This is a genomic window from Rhodovulum iodosum (assembly GCF_041020385.1).
Classification (GTDB): Bacteria; Pseudomonadota; Alphaproteobacteria; order Rhodobacterales; family Rhodobacteraceae; genus Rhodovulum; species Rhodovulum iodosum.
This window is the reverse complement of sequence record NZ_JBEHHI010000003.1, coordinates 647454-666419: the sequence shown is the minus strand read 5'-3', so window position 1 is coordinate 666419 and position 18966 is coordinate 647454. Positions and strand designations below refer to the sequence as shown.

Sequence of the window (18966 nt, the reverse complement as noted above, 5' to 3'; positions counted from 1 at the left end):
CCTGTCCGCGTAGAACGGGGCGATGACCGCGTTCCGCCCATTCCTGGCATTCGGGCTTGCCCTCGCCCTGGCGCTGAGTTCGCTCAGCCTCGCCGTGGCGCGCGGGCAGGGGGCGGCGACAGGTGAGATCGTGATCTGCACCGGGTTCGGGCTGCAGACGATCGCGCTGGATGCCGAGGGCAACCCGACGGGCCCGGCGCATGTCTGCCCCGACGGGGTGGCCGCGCTGGTGTCGCTGGCGGTGCTTCCGCCGGCCCTGCCGGCCCGGCCTGCCGCTGCACGGCTGCGCCGGTCGCGGCACCGGCGCTGTACCCGGCGCGGGCGCACCCCCGTTGCGGCAAGGGCCCGCGCGCCGCCGGCCTGATTGCGCCTTTTACCGTTCCAAACACGCAATCAGACAGACGGGAGGACGCAATGTCCCTGAAATCCACCGTTTTCGCGGCGCTGACCGCTGCCGTAACCGCCCTGCCGGCCCTTGCCCAGGGAATCGAGATCGAAGACCCCTATGCCCGCGCCTCGACGATGATGTCGAAATCGGGTGCCGCCTTCATGACGATCAAGAACACCGGCGAGGTTGACGACCGGCTGGTCGCCGCCGCCTCGGACGTGGCCGACAAGGTCGAGCTGCATACCCATATCGAGGACGCGGGCGGCATCATGAAGATGGTCCGGGTCGAAGAGGGCTTTCCCGTGCCCGCCGGCGGCACCCACATGCTGCAACGCGGCGGCGATCACGTGATGTTCCTTGGACTCACCCGGTCGCTGAACCACGGCGACACCGTCGAGGTCACGCTGAGCTTTGAAAAGGCCGGCGACGTGACCGTGACCATTCCGGTCGACCTGGAACGTCAGCCGGGCGGGGCAATGATGAACCAAGGCAACATGCCCATGACGGGCGGCGCAATGGGCCAGGGGATGAACAATAACTGACGCGCCGACCGGGCGGCGGCCGCTAGCGGTTGCCGCCCAAAAGCGTGCCCAGCACATCGCGCAGCACGCGCTCGGCGGCATTGTCGGGCGCTCGCTGCTGCCGCGGGGCGCGGCGGTCCGGCACCGGCCCTTGGGGCTCTTGCGGCACCAGCATCGGCAACGGCCGCGGCGGCAGCCCCTCGTGCACGCGAACCATCGTCTCGTGCCAGATCTCGGCCGGCAGGCCGCCCCCGGTCACGCCCCTCAGCGGCGTGTTGTCGTCATAGCCCATCCAGATGCCCGTCACGTAGTCGGCGGTGAACCCGACGAACCAGGCGTCGCGCGCGGCCGAGGTGGTGCCGGTCTTTCCCGCCGCCTGGCGGCCGGGCAGCTTGGCCCGCTGGCCAGTGCCGGCCTCGACCACGCGGTGCATCATGTAGGTCAGGCTTTGCGCGGCGCGTTCGGAAATCACCCGTTCGCCCATGCCGCCCGACTGGTCCATCAGGGACGTGTTCTCGCCTTGCAGGCGCAGCTCGACCAGGCCGTAGGGCGTGACCGACCGGCCGCCGTTCAGGATGCCCGCATAGGCACCGGTCATTTCGATCAGCGTCGATTCCGAGGCGCCGAGGGCCAGCGCCGGCCCCGCTGCCAGATCGCTTTCGATGCCGAAATCGGACGCCACACGGCGCACGTTCTCCAGCCCCACCGAATCGGCCACCCGGACGGCAGGCACGTTCAGCGAATGCTGCAACGCCTCGGCCAGCGTCACCCGGCCGCGGAACTTGTGGTCGTAATTCTCGGGCGAATAGGGCCCCGAGCCGGGCACGTTCAGGGTGATGGGCTCGTCCACCACGGTGGCGTTGGGGGTGAAGCCGAGGTCGAGCGCGGCGGCGTAGACGAACGGCTTGAACGCCGAGCCGGTCTGCCTCAGCGCCATTGTCGCACGGTTGAAGCCGCCCACGGCGGTGTTGCGCCCGCCCACCATGGCACGCACCGCCCCGTCGGCCGACATCACCAGGATCGCCGCTTCGGCCTTGGACCCGTCCTTGACCTTGGTCTCGAAGATCTCTTTCAGCGCGGCCTCGGCGGCGACCTGCAAATCGGGGTCGAACGTGGTGCGGATGACCACGTCCTCGGTGGTGTCGCGGGTCAGGAAATCGGGACCCGCGCCCATCACCCAGTCGGCGAAATAGCCGCCCGCACGGGCCTCGGCGGCCTCGGACAGCTCTGCCGGTGCGGCGCGGGCGACCGCGGCATCGGTGGCCGCGAGATAGCCCTGCGCCTGCATCAGCCCGATCACCAGGTTGGCCCGGTCGCGGGAGCGTTGCAGGTTGTTGGTGGGGGCGTAGGTGGTCGGCGCCTTCAACAGCCCCGCCAGCATCGCCGCCTCTGCGGTATTCACCTGGTTGGCCGACTTGCCGAAATAGCGTTGCGCGGCGGCCTCGAACCCGCGCGCGCCCGCCCCCAGGTAGGCCCGGTTGAGGTAGATCGTCAGGATCTCGTCCTTGGTATATTCCAGCTCCATCGCCAGGGCGAAGACCGCCTCCTTGGCCTTGCGCCACAGGGTGGTCCGCCGGCAATCGGCCTCGTACTCGGCCTCGGTCTTCCAGAGCTTCGGGTCGTAGCTGACGCCGAGGCACAGCAATTTGGCCGTCTGCTGGGTGATGGTCGAGCCGCCATGCCCCGACAGCGGCCCGCGCCCCTCGCTGAGATTGATGCGAATCGCGCTGGCGATGCCGCGCGGGTCGAGCCCCGGATGGCGGTAGAACCGCTTGTCCTCGGTGGCGATCACTGCGTGTTTTAGCACCGGCGCGACGGTGTCGGCGCTGATCTGCCCGCCGAACTGCTCGCCCCGCCAGGCGAAGACCTCGCCGTACCGGTCGAGCATCGTCACCGACCCGCGGGTGCGCCCGTCCAGCAGGTCGGTCATGGGCGGCAGGGTGGATTGCACGTAAATCACCGCACCGCCGAGCAGAATCGCCGTCACCAGCCCCAGCCGCGACACCAGCCGCCAGACCAGTCGCGCCAGCCAGCGGAAAAGCCGCCCAAAGATGCGCGTCACGAAGTTGCCGCTGCGCCGCGTGCGCTTGCGCGCGGGCGGGCGCCGCTTGGATTTGCGCGTTTTGGGGCGCGCCGACTTTTTCGGATAGCGCCGTTCCGCGACGAGAGGTTTGCGTCCGCCTGATCTGCGCGTTGCCATTGCCCGTGTGCCTGCCTTTTACCTTTTTTCGATACTCTATCGTGCCGTGGCGCGCTTGTGGAGCGGCTAGCCGCCCAAGCGCGGATTTGTCAATAGCGTAAAAAATAAGCAGCGCATGCGAAATGTGCAAAAAATGTGCAATTTGCCCTTGAAATGAGATTTGTCGCACCGGGGGGTTTATTGCCTCACTGGCCCCTTCCGCCCCTTCTTGCCGCTGTGAATTCCCCCGCAGGGCGACCTGCCAAACCGGAAGGGTTCTGACGTGAAACTGATCATTGCTGCAATCAAGCCGTTCAAGCTGGAGGAGGTGAGGGAGGCCCTCACCGCCATCGGCGTGCGCGGCATGATGGTGACCGAGATCAAGGGCTTTGGCTCGCAATCGGGCCACACGGAAATCTATCGCGGTGCCGAGTATGCCGTGAATTTCGTGCCCAAGGTCAAACTGGAAATCGTGGTGCCCGCCGCGATGGCAGACCAGGTGGTTGAAACCATCGCCACGACCGCAAAAACCGACAAGATCGGCGACGGCAAAATTTTCGTCCTCGATGTGAGCCAGGCGGTTCGCGTCCGCACGGGCGAGACCGACGAAGACGCCATCTGAACGCCGCAACGCTCCTGCAGAAAGGACCGACAGTGATGCAAATCAAGAAACTTCTTCCCCTTGCGGTGGCTTTGGCGGCTTTGCCCGCGCTCGGCTTCGCGCAAGAGGTCGACACCACCCCGCCGAACGAAGATATCGGTTATATCTTCACCACCTTCATGTTCCTCGTCACCGGCTTTCTGGTGATGTGGATGGCCGCGGGCTTTACCATGCTCGAGGCTGGCCTGGTGCGCCAGAAGAACACCACAATGCAGTTGATGAAGAACATCTCGCTCTTCTCGATCGCTGCGGTGATGTACTACCTCATCGGCTACAACCTGATGTATCCCGGCGACGGCTGGACGATCACCAACGTGCTGGGCGCCTTCGGTTCCGCGTCGATGGAGCCGGTCGGCCTCGCCGACACCGAAACCGACCTCACCTACGCCTCGGTCGGCTCGGACTTCTACTTCCAGCTCATGTTCTGCGCCACCACGGCCTCGATCGTGTCGGGTACGCTGGCCGAGCGGATCAAGCTGTGGCCGTTCCTGATCTTCGTGGTCGTCCTGACCGGCCTGATCTACCCGATCCAGGCTTCGTGGAAATGGGGCGGCGGCTTCCTTGACGCCAACTACGGCTTCCTCGATTTCGCCGGTTCGACCGTCGTGCACTCGGTGGGTGGCTGGGCCGCTCTGGCCGGTGCGCTGATCCTCGGGCCGCGCCTGGGCAAGTACGGCAAGGCGGGCGCAATCCATCCGATGCCGGGTGCCAACCTGCCGCTGGCCACGCTGGGCACGTTCATCCTGTGGATGGGCTGGTTCGGCTTCAACGGCGGTTCGCAGCTTTACATGGACACCGCAGGTAACGTGGCCGACATCAGCCGCATCTTCGCCAACACCAACACCGCCGCGGCGGGTGGTGCGCTGGCCGCGCTGATCCTGACCAAGGCGCTTTACGGCAAGCCGGACCTCACCATGGTGCTGAACGGCGCGCTGGCGGGCCTCGTGTCGATCACGGCCGAGCCGCTGACCCCGGGTCTGGGCATGGCCACCATTATCGGTGCCATCGGCGGCGTGATCGTGGTCTTCGCGGTTCCGTTCCTCGACAAGCTCAAGATCGACGACGTGGTCGGCGCCATCCCGGTGCACCTGTTCGCCGGCATCTGGGGCACCATCGCGGTTGTGCTGACCAACGGCGACGCGTCGCTCTTCGGCCAGTTGATCTCGATCGTGATCGTGGGCGTGTTCGTCTTCGTGGCCTCGGCCGTGGTCTGGTTCATCCTCAAGGCTGTCATGGGTATCCGCGTCAGCGAAGAGGAAGAGGTCCAGGGCCTCGACATCGGCGAGCTTGGCATGGAAGCCTATCCGGAATTCGCCAAAGGCTGATCCGGATCGACAGAGCAGTGACAGGAAAGGCCCGGGCATCCGCCCGGGCCTTTTCGCATGCGACGGAGAGGCATGGCGCGGCTAAAGGCCGACCTTCAGAAACGCCTCGACCACCCGCGGCACGTCCTGTTCGGACAGCCCGGCGAGGTTGATCCGGCTGTCGCCGATCATGTAGATGCCGTGGGTCTCACGCAGGGTGGCCACCTGATCGGGTGTCGCCCCCAAAAGCGAGAACAGCCCCTTCTGCCCGGCGAGAAAGCCGAACCGGTCAGAGCCCGACTGCGCCGTCAGCGCCTCGGCCAGCGTGCTGCGCAGCCGCGCGATACGGGTGCGCATCGCCTCCAGCTCTGCCGCCCAGTCGGCGCGCAGGTCCGGGTCTGCCAGCACCATGCCCGCCAGCCGCGCGCCGTGATCGGGCGGAAAGGCATAGGTGGTGCGGTTGAGCGCGGCGAGGTTGGCCTCGGCCGTGGCGCGCGCCGCGGGGCTGCCGGTCAGCGCCAGCACCGCGCCCACGCGTTCGCGGTAGAGCCCGAAAGTCTTGGAACAGCTGACCGCGATCAGCATCTCGGGCAGGGTTTCGGCCATTGCGCGCAGGCCGGCGACGTCGGCCTCCGGCCCGTCGCCGAAGCCTTGATAGGCCAGATCCACCAAGAGAGGCGCGCCGCGCCCGGCCAGAAGGGCGCCAAGGCGCTGCCAGGCGGGCGGGGTCAGATCGGCGCCGGTGGGGTTGTGACAGCAGCCATGCACCAGCACAACGTCGCCCGGACCCGCCTGCGCCAGGTCGGCCAGCATCCCGGCCTCGTCGACCGTCTGCGCCGCGGCGTCGTAATAGCGGTAGGGCACCCGTGTCAGCCCCAGCGCGTCGGCAATGGCGGCATGGTTGGGCCACGAGGGGTCGGGCACGAAGACCCGCGCGCCGGGGCTGGCCAGCCGCACCAGCGCCAGCGCGATGTGCAGCGCGCCGGTGCCGCCCGGCGCGGCGGCCATCGCCAGCCGCTCGGGCGCGGCGGCGGCGCCGAGCACGAGGCCGGCCATCGCCTGCAGAAAGGCCGGGTCGCCGGTCAGCGCGGTATAGCTCTTGGTGGTTTGCGTGTCGCAGAGCTGGCGCTCGGCGGCCTTGACGGCGCGCATCACCGGGGTAAGGCCCGCCGCATCTCGATAGACGCCGACGCCGAGGTCGATCTTGTCGGGCCTCGGGTCGTTGCGAAAGGCCTGCATCAGGCCGATGATCTTGTCGGGCGCGCGCGGCTGAAGGCGCTCCAGCATCAGGCCGGTCCGGTGGCGACGGGCAGGTCGTTATACATGCCCCATTCGGTCCAGGCGCCGTCATAGACCGCGTGATTTCGGTGGCCGATGATCTCGAGCGCGAGGTTCAGTATCGCCGCATTCACGCCCGAGCCGCAGGAGGTGATCACGGGTTTTTTCAGGTCCACCCCCGCGGCCTCGATGATTGCGCGCAGCGCCTCGGGCGATTTCATCGTGCCATCGTCGTTCAACAGCGTCGCAAAATGCACGTTTTTCGCGCCCGGGATGTGGCCCGAGCGCAGGTTGGGCCGCGGCTCGGGTTCGTCGCCGACAAAGCGGCCGGGGCTGCGGGCATCGACGATCTCGTAATCGCCCAGCTTCGACGCCGCGGCGACCTGCGTGACGTCCTTTACCAGGTGCGCCTGGCGCTGCACGGTGATGTGACGGTCGCGCAGGATCGGCGGCAGATCCTCGACCGGGCGGCCCTCGGCCTGCCACTTGGGAAAGCCGCCGTCGAGAACCGCGATGTCGGTCTTGCCCATCAGGCGGAAGGTCCACCAAACGCGCGCCGCCGAGAACAGCCCGGCGCCGTCATAAACCACCACCTGGTGCCCGTCGCCCACGCCCATGGCCCGCATCCGGCTGATGAACTTTTCCATCGGGGGCGCCATATGGGGAATGTCCGAGCGCTGGTCGGAAATCTCTTCGATATCGAAAAAGCGCGCGCCGGGGATGTGGGCGGCATCATACTCGTCGCGCCCGTCGCGGCCCATCGGCGGCAGGTACCACGAGCCGTCGAGGATACGCAGGTCGGGGTCTTTCAGATGCGCCGCCAGCCAGTCGGTCGAGACAAGCGTTTTCGGATCGTCGTGAGCCATGGCAAACCTCCGGCGGGCATCGGTGTAATTTTCTTTCCCTTAGAACGGGGCGCGCGTGCTGGCAAGGCCGGGGCCGTCAGCCATGCTCCTTGAGCAGGCGCTGTTTCTGCCGCTGCCAGTCGCGCTTGGCCTCGGTCGCGCGCTTGTCCTGGGTCTTCTTGCCCTTGGCGATGCCGATCTTGAGCTTGGCGATGCCCTTGTGATTGAAATAGAGCACCAGCGGCACCAGCGTATAGCCCTTGCGCTGGGTGTCGGACCACAGCTTCGCCAGTTCGCGGCGCGAGACCAGCAGCTTGCGGCGGCGCCGTTCGTCGTGGCCCCAGGTCTTGGCCTGGTCGTAGGGCGGGACATAGCCGTTGATGAGCCACAGCTCGCCATTCTCGACCGAGGCATAGCTTTCGGCGATATTGGCGCCGTTCGCGCGCAGCGACTTGACCTCCGAGCCCTGCAGCATGATCCCGCATTCGAGGTCTTCCTCGATGGCGTAATCGTAGCGCGCCCGCCGGTTTTCGGCGATCACCTTGTAATTGGGGTCTGACTTCGGTTTGGCCATGGTGCAGCGCATATAGGCGAAAGCGTGACCGGTTGAAAGGCGTGGGCGCAATTGATCCGCGGCGGTCCGGCGCTACCCTCTTGTTCATACGAAACAGACAGGAAGGGAGGTCTGTCATGGGATTTCACAAGGCATTGGTCGTTGCAGCCCTGTTGGCCGGCGGCACGTTTTCGGCGGCTGCGCAGGAACGCACCCCGGCGCCAGAGGGCGCCAGCGCCTATATCATCGCGCCCGAGGACGGTGCCACCGTCGCCTCGCCCGTCACCATCCGCTTCGGGCTTGAGGGCATGGGCGTCGCCCCGGCCGGGGTGGATAGCGACATGACCGGCCATCACCACCTGATCATCGACATTGCCCCCGACGCGGTCGATTACACCCAGGGCGTGCCGGCGGATGACAACCACATCCATTTCGGCGGCGGTCAGACCGAGGTCACGCTGGATATCGCGCCGGGCACGCATGATCTGTGGCTGCTGCTGGGCGACGCAAACCATATTCCGCACGACCCGCCGGTGCGGTCCGAGGTGGTCACGATCACGGTGGAATAGGGCAGTCTAGGGGGCGGGGGGCAGGTCCACCCGTTCCAACCAGGGCTTGATATCCAGCAGCGGCGTGCCGTCGAAACAGTCGATCGCGTCGATCCCCAGCGTCCCGGCGGCGCCGTCCAGCGCGGTGATGCGCACGGTCGCCAGCCCGATGCTGTTGGGCCGGTTCGGGGATCGGAGGGCAAAGGTGCCGCGCGTGCCGTCGATGTGACGCGGGCTTTGCCGCAGCAGGTCGCGCCGCGCCTCGTGCAACCAGTAGAGCAGCACCACCGGCTGGCCGATCTCGAGCCCCAATAGCGCCGGCGCGAAGGCCGGGTCCAGTTCGACCCGGGCGCCGCGGCCGGTTTCCCGCGCCTTGCCGATATTCTTGGGGCACTCGCCCGGCCCCCAGGGCGTGCGGATGCGCCCGACAAAGCGCAGCACCGGCCCCGCGGGCGGGGCCAGCCCCTCGGCGACGATCTCGCCGGGGCGCAAGGGTTTCTCCCCGCTCAGTTCAACAGCCCCGCGTGGCGCATCGCGTCGTCGATCTTGGCCTTGGTGCCCTCCGTCAGAGTGACCAGCGGCGAGCGTACCTCTTCGGTGCATTTGCCCAGCCGCGACATCGCGTATTTGGCCCCGGCCACCCCCGGCTCTAGAAAGATCGCGATATGCAGCGGCATCAGCTTGTCCAGCAGGTCCAGTGCGCGTCCGTAGTCACCGGCCAGCGTCGCCTCCTGGAACTGGGCGCAGAGTCTGGGCGCGACGTTGGCCGTGACCGAGATGCAGCCCTTGCCGCCATGCGCGTTGAATCCCAGCGCTGTCGCATCCTCGCCCGACAGTTGCAGGAAGTCGGGGCCGCAGGCCATCCGCTGCTTGGGCACCCGCGCCAGATCGCCCGTCGCGTCCTTGACCCCGATGATGCGGGGCAGCTTGGCCAGCTCCGCCATGGTCTCGGGGATCATGTCGACGACCGAGCGCGGCGGGATGTTGTAGATGATGATCGGCAGCTTGCAGCAGTCGTGCAGCGCGGTGAAATGCGCGATCATCCCGGCCTGGGTGGGCTTGTTGTAATAGGGCGTGACCACCAGCGCAGCATCGGCCCCCACCTTTTCGGCATGCTGCATGAAGCGGATAGCTTCCTGCGTGTTGTTCGAGCCCGCACCGGCGATCACCGGCACGCGGCCGTCGACGGCCCTGACCACCTCTTCGATCACCGTCTCGTGCTCGGCATGGGTCAGGGTGGGGCTTTCGCCGGTGGTCCCGACGGGCACGAAGCCGTGCGTGCCCTCGTCGAGGTGCCACTCGATCAGCTCTTTGAGCGTGTCGAGATCCACGGCGCCGTGTTTGAACGGCGTCACCAGGGCTGGAAGGGACCCTTTGATCATGACACGCTCCTCTACGTTGTTGGTTTCACGCGACGCGCGCGACTCAGCGCCCGCACAGCGCGCCGGACCCTATAGCGCCCGGTGCCGGTTGCCAAGTTTGTGAGTTGCCCCCCGCCCGCCGCCCGTGAGACAAGATTGCAACCTGCCCAGCCCAGATTGCCGATGCGTCTTTTGCTTGCCCTCCTGCCGGTCCTGACGCTCGCCGTCGTGTCGCCCGCGCCTGCCCAGACGCCGCTTGAGTTGGCGATGCGCGAGGTGCGCGCCGACAACTGGGTCGCGGCGCGCCGGCTGGCCGGCGGCCAGGTTGCCCGCGACATCGTCGAATGGCGATTCTTGCGGGCTGGCGAGGGCAGCTTTGCCGATTACAGCGCCTTCCTCTCCCGCAACGGCGACTGGCCGGGGCTAGACCGCATCCGGGCCCGGGCCGAGGCGGCCATCCCCGCCGATGCGGCGGCCGAAGAGGTGGTCGCGTTCTTCGCCGGGCGCCGGCCGATCACCGGCAATGGCGCGCTGCGGCTGGTGCAGGCCCATGCGGCGCTGGGCCAGGTGGGCGACGCCGAGGCGCTGGCGGTGCTGACCTGGCGGAGCATGCCGTTGAGTTCCGGTGCGCAGGTGGCGCTGCTGTCGCGGTTCCCGCAACTTCTGGCGGCGCATCACACGGCGCGCATCGACGCCATGCTCTGGCAGGGCGAAGAGGCCTCGGCCCGCCGGATGCTGCCGCTGGTGCCTGCGGGCTGGCAGGCGCTGGCCGAGGCGCGGCTGGCGCTCAGGGCCAGGGCGCCCGGCGTGGACGCGCGCATCGCCGCGGTGCCGGGGGCGCTGGCGGACGACGCCGGCCTTGCCTACGAGCGGTTTCTATGGCGCACCCGCAAGGGGCTGCAAGACGACGCGATCGCGCTGCTCGTCGCGCGCAGCGCGACGGCCGAGGGGCTGGGCCAGCCCGAACTCTGGTCCAATTGGCGGCGCATCTATGCGCGCCGGGCGATGCGCGCGGATGACGGCGCGCTGGCCTACCGTCTGGCCGCCCGGCATCACCTGAGCGAGGGCTCGGCCTATGCCGATCTCGAATGGCTGGCGGGCTTTGTCGCGCTGCGCCAGCTCGGGGACGCGGAAACCGCGCTGGGGCATTTCGACAGGTTCGCGGCGGCGGTGGAAACGCCCATCAGCCTCGGCCGTGCGGGCTATTGGCAGGGCCGCGCGCTGGAGGCGTTGGGCCGGGGTGACGAGGCGCAGGCGGCCTATGCCCGTGCGGGCCAGCACCAGACCGCTTTTTACGGCCTGCTCGCCGCCGAACGCGCCGGCCTGCCGCTCGACCCGGCGCTGACCGGGCAAGAGGTCTATCCCGACTGGCGCGAGGCATCCTTTGCCGATTCTTCGGTGCTGGAGGCGGCGGTCTTGTTCCACCGCGCGGGCGAGCGCAATCTCGCCGAATGGTTCCTCACCCACCTGGCCGAGACCGCACGGGCCGATGGCCAGCGGCAACTTGCCGGGCTCGCGCTGTCGCTGGACGATCCGCATATCGCGGTGCGCATCGCCAAGGTGGCCGCGGGGCAGGGCAACGTGATGCCCAGGGCGTATTTCCCGGTCACCGATCTGGCCCGCGCCCGGCACCCGGTGGACACCGAACTGGTGCTGGCCATCGCCCGGCGCGAAAGTGAGTTCGACCCCGTCGTGACCAGCGGCGCCGGCGCGCGCGGGCTGATGCAGCTGATGCCGCGCACCGCCGAGGCGATGGCACGCAAGGTGGGCGCGCCCTATTCCAGCGCCGCGCTCCTGACCGATCCGGAGTACAACGCGCGGCTCGGGGGGGCGTACCTGGCGCAGCTGGTCGAGGAGTTCGGCCCGAACCCGCTTTTGGTCGCGGCGGCCTACAACGCCGGGCCCAGCCGCGCGCGGCGCTGGGTGGAGGACCGCGGCGACCCGCGCATGGCGGGCACCGACGTGGTGGACTGGATCGAGATGATCCCGTTCCGCGAAACCCGCAACTACGTGATGCGCGTGTCGGAATCGCTGCCGGTCTACCGGGCGCGGCTGAGCGGCGAGACCGGGCCGATCCGGTTCACCGACGAGCTTGCCGCGCGCTGATCACGCCCGACGTTCGCGCCAGAGCGTGAACAGCCCCGCAATGATCACCAGCCCGGCGCCCAGCATGACGTTCAGCCTGAGCGTCTCGCCGAACACCAAGAGCCCAAGCGCCGAGGCGAAGACGAGCTGAAGGTAGGCAAAGGGCTGCACCGCGCTGGCCTCGGCCAGTTCGTAGGTCTTGATCAGCAGGAAATGCCCAAAGGCCCCGGTGATGCACAAAAGGCCCATCCAGCCCCAGTCGGCCGCCGTCATCGGCTGCCAGACCCACAGGCCGACGGCGGTCATCGCCACCGCGCCGGTGGTGCCCGTCCAGAAGAAACTTGTCGCGGCGCTGTCGGCGCGGGCGACATAGCGGGTCAGCAGCCCGTAAAGCGCGAACATCAAGGCCGCCGCCAGCGGGATCAGCGCGGCGGGGGCGAAGACGCGAAACCCCGGCTGCAGGATGATCAGCACGCCCACGAACCCCACCGCGATCGCCGCCCAGCGCCGCCAGCCCACCTTTTCGCCCAGTACCGGGCCCGAAAGCGCGGCGATCAGCAAGGGGTAGCAGGCAAAGACCGCGTGGCTTTCCACCAGCCCAAGGGCCACGAACCCCGCCACCATCACGCAGATCTCGGCTGCCAGAAGGAACCCGCGGAACGCCTGCATCAGCGGCTGGCGCGTGGCCGCCGCGGCGCCGATGCCGCCCGCCTTGCGCGCGGCCACGGCGATGACGAAGGCCGCGAAGAACCAGTAGCGGATCATCACCACCATCAGCACGTTGTATTCGCCCGCAAGGTGGCGCGAGATGCCGTCCTGGATGGAGAAGACGAAGGTCGTGGCGACCATCAGCGCGATTCCGAGGCGGGTGTTCTGCTCGGTCATGCCGGCAGGCTCGCCACGGTCATATGGCGCTTGCGGCCAAAGCCTGCGCGACGCTCGACCGCAAAGCCCGCGGCGGCGAGCGCCCGGCGCACGGCGCCGGCGGCGCTATAGGTCGCGGCACTGCCGCCCGGCGCGGTGCGGCGGGCGACCTCGGCCAAAAGCGCGGGCTCCCACAGCTCGGGGTTTTTCGCCGGCGCGAACCCGTCGAGAAACCAGGCATCGGCCCGGCCCGGCCAGCGCGGCAGGGTGGCGCGCGCGTCGCCGACGATCACCTCGGCGATCAGGTCGGGCGATTCCACGCGCCGCGCGCCCGCCCGCCACGCGGTCAGCAGCGGGCCGGCGACGGCGTGCGCCTCGGGAAAGGCGGTCAGCGCCCTGTCGATGTCGGCCGCCGCCATCGGGAAGGCCTCGAAGCTGGTGAAACGCAAGGGGCCCGCCTGGCCGCCTTGCCGCCAGGCGATCAGCGCGGCCAGCATGTTCAGCCCGGTGCCAAAGCCCAGCTCGGCAATGTGAAAGCCGGGGCGAAAGCGGCCGGGCAACCCGTTGCCGCCGAGAAACACATGCCGGGTTTCGGCCAGCCCGTCGGCGATCGAAAAATAGGGATCGTCGAAGCGCGCAGAGACCGGAACGCCGCCTGCGCGCCAGTCCAGCGCAGCGGTCTGGTTCTCGTCGGTTTCGTGGCCTACACCCATGGGCGGCGAGCATGGGAAAGGGCGCACGAAATGGCAATGGCCGACGTGACGGTGATGGGTGCAGGCGTGTTCGGGCTGGCCACGGCCTATGAATGCGCCCGCCGCGGGGCGCGGGTGCGGGTGGTGGAGTGGTACCACGTCGCCGCCGGCGCCAGCGGCACGCCGGTCGGCGCGCTCTCGCCCCACGTGCCCGAGCGGTGGAACCCGAAAAAGGCGTTCCAGCTGGACAGCCTGTTGATGGCGCAGGACTTTTGGGACGGGGTCGAGGCGCAATCGGGAATGTCCACCGGCTATGCGCGGCTGGGCCGCTACCAGCCGATCGCCGATGACGCGGCGCTGGCCCGGGCCGAGGCGAGGGCCGGGGAGGCCGCCGCGCTGTGGCAGCGGCGGGCCGACTGGCGCGTGGTGCCGGCCAAAGCGGCGGGGCCCTTCGCGCCGGCCTCGCCCACGGGGCTGCTGATCCACGACACGCTGAGCGCGCGCATCGCGCCCCGCGCGGCCTGCGCGGCGCTGGCGCGCGCGGTCGAGGCGCTGGGCGGCGCGGTGGCGACCGGCGCAGAGGGGCCGGTCGAGGGCAAGGTGATCTGGGCCACCGGGTATCAGGGGCTGGCCGCGCTTTCGGCCGATCTGGGCCGGGCGTTGGGCAGCGGGGTCAAGGGACAGGCGGCGGTGCTGGCCCACGCGGCGCGCGATGCACCGCAGATCTATGCCGATGGCGTGCTGATCGTTCCCCACGGGGATGGCACGGTCGCCGTAGGCTCGACCACCGAGCGGGAATTCGAGGTGCCCCACAGCACCGACGCCCGGCTCGACGACGTGATCGCGCGGGCGCGGGCGGTCTGCCCGGCGCTGGCGGCGGCAGAGGTGATCGAGCGGTGGGCGGGCGTGCGGCCCCGCGCCAGGAGCATCGCGCCGATGCTGGGGGGCTGGCCCGGACGGCCGGGGCATTTCATCGCCAATGGCGGTTTCAAGATCGGCATCGGCATGGCCCCGAAGGTGGCCGCCGTGATGGCCGACCTGGTGCTGGACGGGCGGGACGGGGCAATACCCGAGGGGTTTCGGGTGGCCGACAACCTCTGAGCCTCGGGCGGCAGGCCCGATGGCGGCGTTGCGACGCCTCCGGCGGGGATATTTCCTGCCAGAAGAAGCGGTGGGTGCGCGCGCGGATCAGGCGGGGGTGGCGTCGGCCTCCATGCAGAGCCGGCCATCGGGGCCGGCGACCCAGAGGCGGTTTTCGCGGCGCGCCAGCGTGGCGGTTTCGGTGTCGATCAGCGGCGCGGTGGCGCGAAAGGCGAAGCCGGCCAGCGGCCCGCGCTCTTCTGCCATTAGCATCAGCAGCTGGGCCAGCAGGGGGCCATGGACGACGAGGCCCGCATAGCCCTCGACATCGCGCGCATAGTCGCGGTCGTAATGGATGCGGTGGCCGTTGAAGGTGAGCGCGGAGTAGCGGAAGAGCAGCGTTGGCGAAAAGCCGACCGCGTGGGTTTGCTCGGCGCCCTCGGGCGCGGGCGGCGGCGCGGGGCTGGGCGCGGCCGGGTCGGGGTCCTGGCGGTAGACGAGGTTCTGGTGCTCGCTCACGCAGAGCCGGCCGCCTTGGACGATGTCGTGGCGCAGGGTGACGAAGGCCAGCGGGCCGGTGCGCCCGGTTTTCTCGGCGATGGTTTCGATGGTGGTGCGGCGTTCGGCGGGTTGGCCGGCGCGCAGCGGCGCGGTGAAGGTCAGCCGCCCGCCGGCCCACATCCGCCGGGGCAGGCCCAGATCGGGGATGAATTCGCCAAGTTTCGGGTGTCCGTCGCGTCCCAGCCGCGCCGGCGGCAGAGCGTCCCAGAAATAGACCTGGTGGAAAAACGGCGGCAGCGGGTCGCCCGCCGCCGGCGCCGGCCCCGGCAAGCCCAGCGTGGCGTGCAGCGCGGCGGCGCGCGCGGGGTCTAGCGGGTCGGTGAGGGTGCGGGTCTGGCCGGTGGCGGGATGCATGGCGCCACGCTAGGCCCCGCCCGCGGCATGGACAAGCCTCAGCCGCGGGCGATCTCGGCCTTGAGCGCGTCCATCAGCCCGGCCAGCGCCTTGGCGTTGATCTCGTTGACCAGCCGCCCCTCGGCGTCGAACTGGTCCTTGGCCCGGCCCACAAGCACTTCGGGGCCCTGCAGGATGCGCGGCTGGAAGGGCACCATGCAGAGCCTGAGCGCGAATTGCGTGCGCTCGCCCCCGGCGCGGCCCCCTGTCGCGGCCATGATCGCCACCGGCTTGGCCTTCCAGGGGTTGCCGTCGGTGCGGCTGACCCAGTCGAGCGCGTTCTTCAGCACGCCGGTGACGGATTTGTTGTATTCGGGGCCCGAGATCACAACCGCGTCGGCGGCGGCGATCTGGTCGGCGAGCGTCTGCACCGCGGGCGGAATGCCCTCGGCCTCTTCGAGGTCTTCGTCGAAGAGGGGAAAGCGCAGGTTGCCCACTTCGAAAACGGCGGGGTCGAAGTGGCGCGCGGCCTCGCGCATCAGTTTGGTGTTGTAAGAGCCCTGTCTCAGCGAGCCCGATATGCCCAGCAGCCTGTGGTGCGGCATCAAATCCTCCTTGTGGCTTTCCTCTCAGCTATGGCGCGACAGGCGATGCGCAAGGCGCCCCTTGCCCAAGGCTCCGGCTTGGCGCAGATTCGACGCGGGGCAGAGCAAAGGGAGACGAGCGAATGGCACGGCATGGCGGGCGTATCCTGGCCGATCAACTGGCGTTGCAGGGGGTGCGGCGGGTGTTTTCGGTTCCGGGCGAAAGCTTTCTGGCGGCGTTGGACGGGTTTATCGACGCGGGCATCGAAAACGTGGTCTGCCGTCACGAGGGTGGCGCCGCGATGATGGCCGAGGCCCATGGCAAGCTGACCGGGACACCGGGGGTCTTGTTCGTCACGCGCGGGCCGGGCGCGTCGAACGCGGCGGCGGGTCTGCACGTGGCACGGCAGGACAGCACGCCGGTGGTGGCTTTCGTGGGCCAGATCGCGCGGGGCCACCGCGACCGCGAGGCGTTTCAGGAGGTCGATTTCCGCGCCTTTTTCGGGCCGCTGGTGAAATGGGCCGCCGAGGTGGACGATACCGCGCGCCTGCCCGAATATATCTCGCACGCCTTTCACGTGGCGCAGTCGGCCCGGCCCGGCCCGGTGGTGCTGGCCCTGCCCGAGGACGTTCTCAGCGCCGTGGCCGAGGCGGCGGACATACCGGCGCCCGCGCCGCTGGCGCCCGCGCCGAGCGAGGCGCAGCTGGCCGCGGTCACCGGTGCGCTTGCCCGGGCCGAGCGGCCTCTGGTTGTGGTGGGCGGGCCGCACTGGTCGCGCAGCGCGGCGGCCAACCTCGCGGGCTTTGCCGAAACCTTCGATCTGCCTGTCGCGGCGACCTTTCGCCGGCAGGATTACATGGATAACCGCCATGGCCATTACGTCGGCGACCTGGGTGTCGGGATGAACCCGAAACTGGGCGCGCGGCTGAAGGCCGCCGACGTTGTGCTGGCGCTGGGCACGCGGCTGGGCGACACCGCGACGAACGGCTATGCGCTGATCGACCCCGGCGATCCGGGCAAGCGCATCGTCCATGTCCACCCCGACCCGGACGAGCTGGGCCGCGTCTATCGCCCCGATCCCGGCATCGCGCTGAGCGCGCCGGCGATGCTGGCCGCGCTGGCTGCCCATCCCGGCCATCCCGGCCCGTGGGACGGCTGGACACATGAAGCGCGGGCGGAATACGAGGCCTGGAGCACCCCGCAGGAAACCCCCGGCGCGGTAAAGCTGGAACAGGTCGTCGCGTGGCTGTCGGGCCATCTGCCGGACGACGCGATCCTGACCAACGGCGCGGGCAATTACGCGGCCTTCCTGCACCGCTATTTCCGCTTCAAGGGGTTCCGCAGCCAGGTGGCGCCGACATCAGGGTCGATGGGTTATGGCTTCCCCGCCGCCATCGCGGCCAAGCTGGAGCATCCCGACCGCCCGGTGATCTGCCTGGCCGGCGACGGCTGTTTCCAGATGACGCTGAACGAGATGTCGACGGCGGTGCAGCACGGGGCGAACGTGGTGGTGATCGTGGCCAATAACGGGCGCTACGGCACGATCCGGATGCACCAGGAAAAGACCTATCCGGGGCGGGTGAGCGGCACCGATCTGGTCAACCCCGATTACGCGATGCTGGCGCGGGCCTATGGCGCGCATGGCGAGACGGTGACAGACCAGGCCGCGTTCGCCCCGGCGCTGGAGAGGGCGCTGGAGGCGGGCCGCCCGGCGGTGATCGAACTGATGCTCGACCCCGAGGCACTGAGCACCGGGCTGACGCTGAGCCAGACGCGGGCGTTGGGCGCCGGAGGAGCGACCTAGCGGGGCGGCCCTTACGCCGCGCGCGCGCTTTGAATGGCGGCGGCTGCCGGTCCGGCGCTCTCGGCGCCATGGCCGGGGCGCCGCCGGGCATCGCTCAGACCTTGGTGAACTCCATCCGGTAGAGGACGTCTTCGCCTGTCAGGGGGTCGACATTCGGAGCGCCGCTGATGAAAAGCCTGTCGCCATCGAGCGTGAAGGGGCGCGAGAGGTCGATCTCCCAGTCCGGGTTCCACGCGGCCTCGACATGGTGGATCACGCGATCCTCTTCCAATGTGTAGGCCGCGACGTAGGCCAGCATCGTGTCGAAGAGCCGGGCCTTTTGCTCGGTCCGCAGCGGCGCGCCCGTTCCTGCCGGGCGCGATCGGCTGAAGACCGTGGCCATCATCCTGCCATCGGCATGGTAGGCGATGTAACCGATCGGCGCCGGGCCGAGGACATCCGATACCGCGCCGGTTTCCACGACCTCGCGCGTCCAGGAGACCATCTTCCAGGAACCGATCAGGGCGGCGTTGCCGGTGTCGCGCGTATCCATCTGACTGCCCGTCCTTCTGCCATGAAACCTGGTTCAGGGTAGCCCGGTTTCGCGCGGCGCGACACGGGGTTTCGGGATCCGGGTGATTGGCCCGCCCGGGCGCCTGCCCGGCTGGCCGGGATGCCTGACCCCTCAAGGTAAGAGACATGAAGACGGTGACCGACAGGCCGCCCGCGCGTGGCGAGGCGGGGAAGCAGTGCAGGGATTAGCGGTCGGGTGGCGGTTTTCCTCAATCTTTCGTTAACCATGTGCTGGCAGTCGGGAGCGATGAGCGGAGTGAAGACACTGGGGGCACGAGCGGCCCTTGCGCTTTGCCTCGGCCTCGGGGCGTGCGACAGCCCCGGGCCGGGATTTGCCCATATCCCGGCCCGGCCGGTCACGGTGGACGGGTCGAGCTTCGCCGTGCGCCAGCGGGGCGAGGACGTGCAGGCGATCCGGCTGAACCGGGAGCGCCGCGCGGGCGTGATGACACGGGGCGTGCAGGCGATGGAGCGGACGACAGGCTGCCGGGTGCGTGCAGGCACGCTGAAGGGCGACCCGGCGCTGATGACGGCGCGGGTGCTGTGCCCCGGCGGGTAGGGCGCTCCATGCGCGCGCGGAGAGCCGGAACGCCAGGGACGCCGGGATTGATCGTAGGGTGGGCTCTCCACGCGCTCGCGGAGAGCCGATGACAGGGCATCGCCGGGCCGGCAACGGCCGGGGGCCCTGCCCCCGGACCCCCGGGATATTTCCGGCCAGAAGAAGCCCCGGGCAGGGGGACGTCCGGAGCGATCGCGCGCGGGGCGGCCGGAT

The 18966-nt window shown here is 69.1% G+C and carries 20 protein-coding genes; 9 read left to right on the top strand and 11 right to left on the bottom strand.

Going from position 1 to position 18966, the window contains the following annotated elements; all coding sequences use genetic code 11:
• Positions 1–22: 22 nt before the first annotated feature.
• Both Ga0609869_RS17330 and Ga0609869_RS17325 read left to right on the top strand, forming a co-directional pair.
• Positions 23–364, top strand: coding sequence for a hypothetical protein (locus Ga0609869_RS17330; RefSeq protein ID WP_125403447.1), 342 nt, complete (start codon positions 23–25; stop codon positions 362–364).
• 50 nt (positions 365–414) lie between these two features.
• Positions 415–930: a copper chaperone PCu(A)C gene (locus Ga0609869_RS17325; protein WP_125403448.1), complete on the top strand. Its 516-nt coding sequence runs from the start codon at positions 415–417 to the stop codon at positions 928–930.
• A 22-nt stretch (positions 931–952) separates the two neighbouring features.
• On the opposite strand, the gene Ga0609869_RS17320 is transcribed toward Ga0609869_RS17325, so the two are convergent.
• A complete protein-coding gene (locus Ga0609869_RS17320; RefSeq protein ID WP_125403449.1) occupies positions 953–3109 on the bottom strand; it encodes a transglycosylase domain-containing protein in 2157 nt (718 codons plus the stop codon).
• A gap of 262 nt (positions 3110–3371) precedes the next feature.
• Here Ga0609869_RS17320 and Ga0609869_RS17315 point away from each other — a divergent pair, with 262 nt between their 5' ends.
• Positions 3372–3710 carry a P-II family nitrogen regulator gene (locus Ga0609869_RS17315; protein ID WP_125403450.1) on the top strand — a complete coding sequence of 113 codons (339 nt, stop codon included), beginning with the start codon at positions 3372–3374 and terminating at the stop codon, positions 3708–3710.
• Between the two features lie 35 nt (positions 3711–3745).
• Positions 3746–5074, top strand: coding sequence for an ammonium transporter (locus tag Ga0609869_RS17310; RefSeq protein ID WP_125403451.1), 1329 nt, complete (start codon positions 3746–3748; stop codon positions 5072–5074).
• Positions 5075–5155: 81 nt separating this feature from the next.
• Here the strand turns inward: Ga0609869_RS17310 and Ga0609869_RS17305 are convergent, their stop codons facing one another.
• From Ga0609869_RS17305 to smpB, 3 genes are all read right to left on the bottom strand, one after another.
• A complete protein-coding gene (locus tag Ga0609869_RS17305) occupies positions 5156–6340 on the bottom strand; it encodes an amino acid aminotransferase (RefSeq protein ID WP_125403452.1) in 1185 nt (394 codons plus the stop codon).
• Positions 6340–7197: a 3-mercaptopyruvate sulfurtransferase gene (sseA, locus tag Ga0609869_RS17300; RefSeq protein WP_125403453.1), complete on the bottom strand. Its 858-nt coding sequence runs from the start codon at positions 7195–7197 to the stop codon at positions 6340–6342. The genes Ga0609869_RS17305 and sseA overlap by 1 nt, the downstream gene beginning before the upstream one ends.
• Before the next feature lie 76 nt (positions 7198–7273).
• Positions 7274–7750 (bottom strand): SsrA-binding protein SmpB, encoded by a 477-nt coding sequence (smpB, locus tag Ga0609869_RS17295; protein WP_125403454.1) that lies wholly within the window; start codon positions 7748–7750, stop codon positions 7274–7276.
• A 116-nt stretch (positions 7751–7866) separates the two neighbouring features.
• Here smpB and Ga0609869_RS17290 point away from each other — a divergent pair, with 116 nt between their 5' ends.
• On the top strand, positions 7867–8298 hold the full coding sequence (locus Ga0609869_RS17290) for a DUF4399 domain-containing protein (RefSeq protein ID WP_125403455.1): 432 nt from the start codon (positions 7867–7869) through the stop codon (positions 8296–8298).
• A gap of 6 nt (positions 8299–8304) precedes the next feature.
• Here the strand turns inward: Ga0609869_RS17290 and Ga0609869_RS17285 are convergent, their stop codons facing one another.
• Positions 8305–8769 (bottom strand): SAM-dependent methyltransferase, encoded by a 465-nt coding sequence (locus Ga0609869_RS17285; RefSeq protein ID WP_245972107.1) that lies wholly within the window; start codon positions 8767–8769, stop codon positions 8305–8307.
• Positions 8770–8783: 14 nt separating this feature from the next.
• Positions 8784–9659 (bottom strand): 4-hydroxy-tetrahydrodipicolinate synthase, encoded by an 876-nt coding sequence (dapA, locus tag Ga0609869_RS17280; protein ID WP_125403456.1) that lies wholly within the window; start codon positions 9657–9659, stop codon positions 8784–8786.
• A gap of 162 nt (positions 9660–9821) precedes the next feature.
• Between dapA and Ga0609869_RS17275 the strand changes: the two genes are divergently transcribed.
• Positions 9822–11744, top strand: a complete 1923-nt coding sequence (locus Ga0609869_RS17275; RefSeq protein WP_125403457.1) for a lytic transglycosylase domain-containing protein — start codon at positions 9822–9824, stop codon at positions 11742–11744.
• Here Ga0609869_RS17275 and Ga0609869_RS17270 read toward each other — a convergent pair whose 3' ends face one another.
• Together Ga0609869_RS17270 and mnmC2 are read right to left on the bottom strand one after the other, a co-directional pair.
• Positions 11745–12608, bottom strand: coding sequence for a DMT family transporter (locus Ga0609869_RS17270; protein ID WP_125403458.1), 864 nt, complete (start codon positions 12606–12608; stop codon positions 11745–11747).
• Positions 12605–13300 carry a tRNA (5-methylaminomethyl-2-thiouridine)(34)-methyltransferase MnmC2 gene (mnmC2, locus tag Ga0609869_RS17265; RefSeq protein ID WP_125403459.1) on the bottom strand — a complete coding sequence of 232 codons (696 nt, stop codon included), beginning with the start codon at positions 13298–13300 and terminating at the stop codon, positions 12605–12607. The genes Ga0609869_RS17270 and mnmC2 overlap by 4 nt, the downstream gene beginning before the upstream one ends.
• Positions 13301–13330: 30 nt before the next feature.
• Between mnmC2 and Ga0609869_RS17260 the strand changes: the two genes are divergently transcribed.
• Complete coding sequence (locus tag Ga0609869_RS17260) at positions 13331–14380, top strand: NAD(P)/FAD-dependent oxidoreductase (protein ID WP_125403460.1); 1050 nt, start codon at positions 13331–13333, stop codon at positions 14378–14380.
• 87 nt (positions 14381–14467) lie between these two features.
• Here Ga0609869_RS17260 and Ga0609869_RS17255 read toward each other — a convergent pair whose 3' ends face one another.
• Positions 14468–15274, bottom strand: coding sequence for an HTD2 family dehydratase (locus tag Ga0609869_RS17255; RefSeq protein ID WP_125403461.1), 807 nt, complete (start codon positions 15272–15274; stop codon positions 14468–14470).
• Between the two features lie 38 nt (positions 15275–15312).
• Entirely contained in the window at positions 15313–15858 is a 546-nt protein-coding gene (locus Ga0609869_RS17250) for an NADPH-dependent FMN reductase (protein WP_125403462.1), read from the bottom strand.
• A gap of 122 nt (positions 15859–15980) precedes the next feature.
• Between Ga0609869_RS17250 and Ga0609869_RS17245 the strand changes: the two genes are divergently transcribed.
• On the top strand, positions 15981–17642 hold the full coding sequence (locus Ga0609869_RS17245) for a thiamine pyrophosphate-binding protein (protein ID WP_125403463.1): 1662 nt from the start codon (positions 15981–15983) through the stop codon (positions 17640–17642).
• A gap of 94 nt (positions 17643–17736) precedes the next feature.
• Here the strand turns inward: Ga0609869_RS17245 and Ga0609869_RS17240 are convergent, their stop codons facing one another.
• A complete protein-coding gene (locus tag Ga0609869_RS17240; protein WP_211336776.1) occupies positions 17737–18174 on the bottom strand; it encodes a lipocalin-like domain-containing protein in 438 nt (145 codons plus the stop codon).
• A 267-nt stretch (positions 18175–18441) separates the two neighbouring features.
• Here Ga0609869_RS17240 and Ga0609869_RS17235 point away from each other — a divergent pair, with 267 nt between their 5' ends.
• Positions 18442–18753, top strand: coding sequence for a hypothetical protein (locus Ga0609869_RS17235; RefSeq protein ID WP_125403464.1), 312 nt, complete (start codon positions 18442–18444; stop codon positions 18751–18753).
• The last annotated feature ends 213 nt before the right edge of the window (positions 18754–18966 follow it).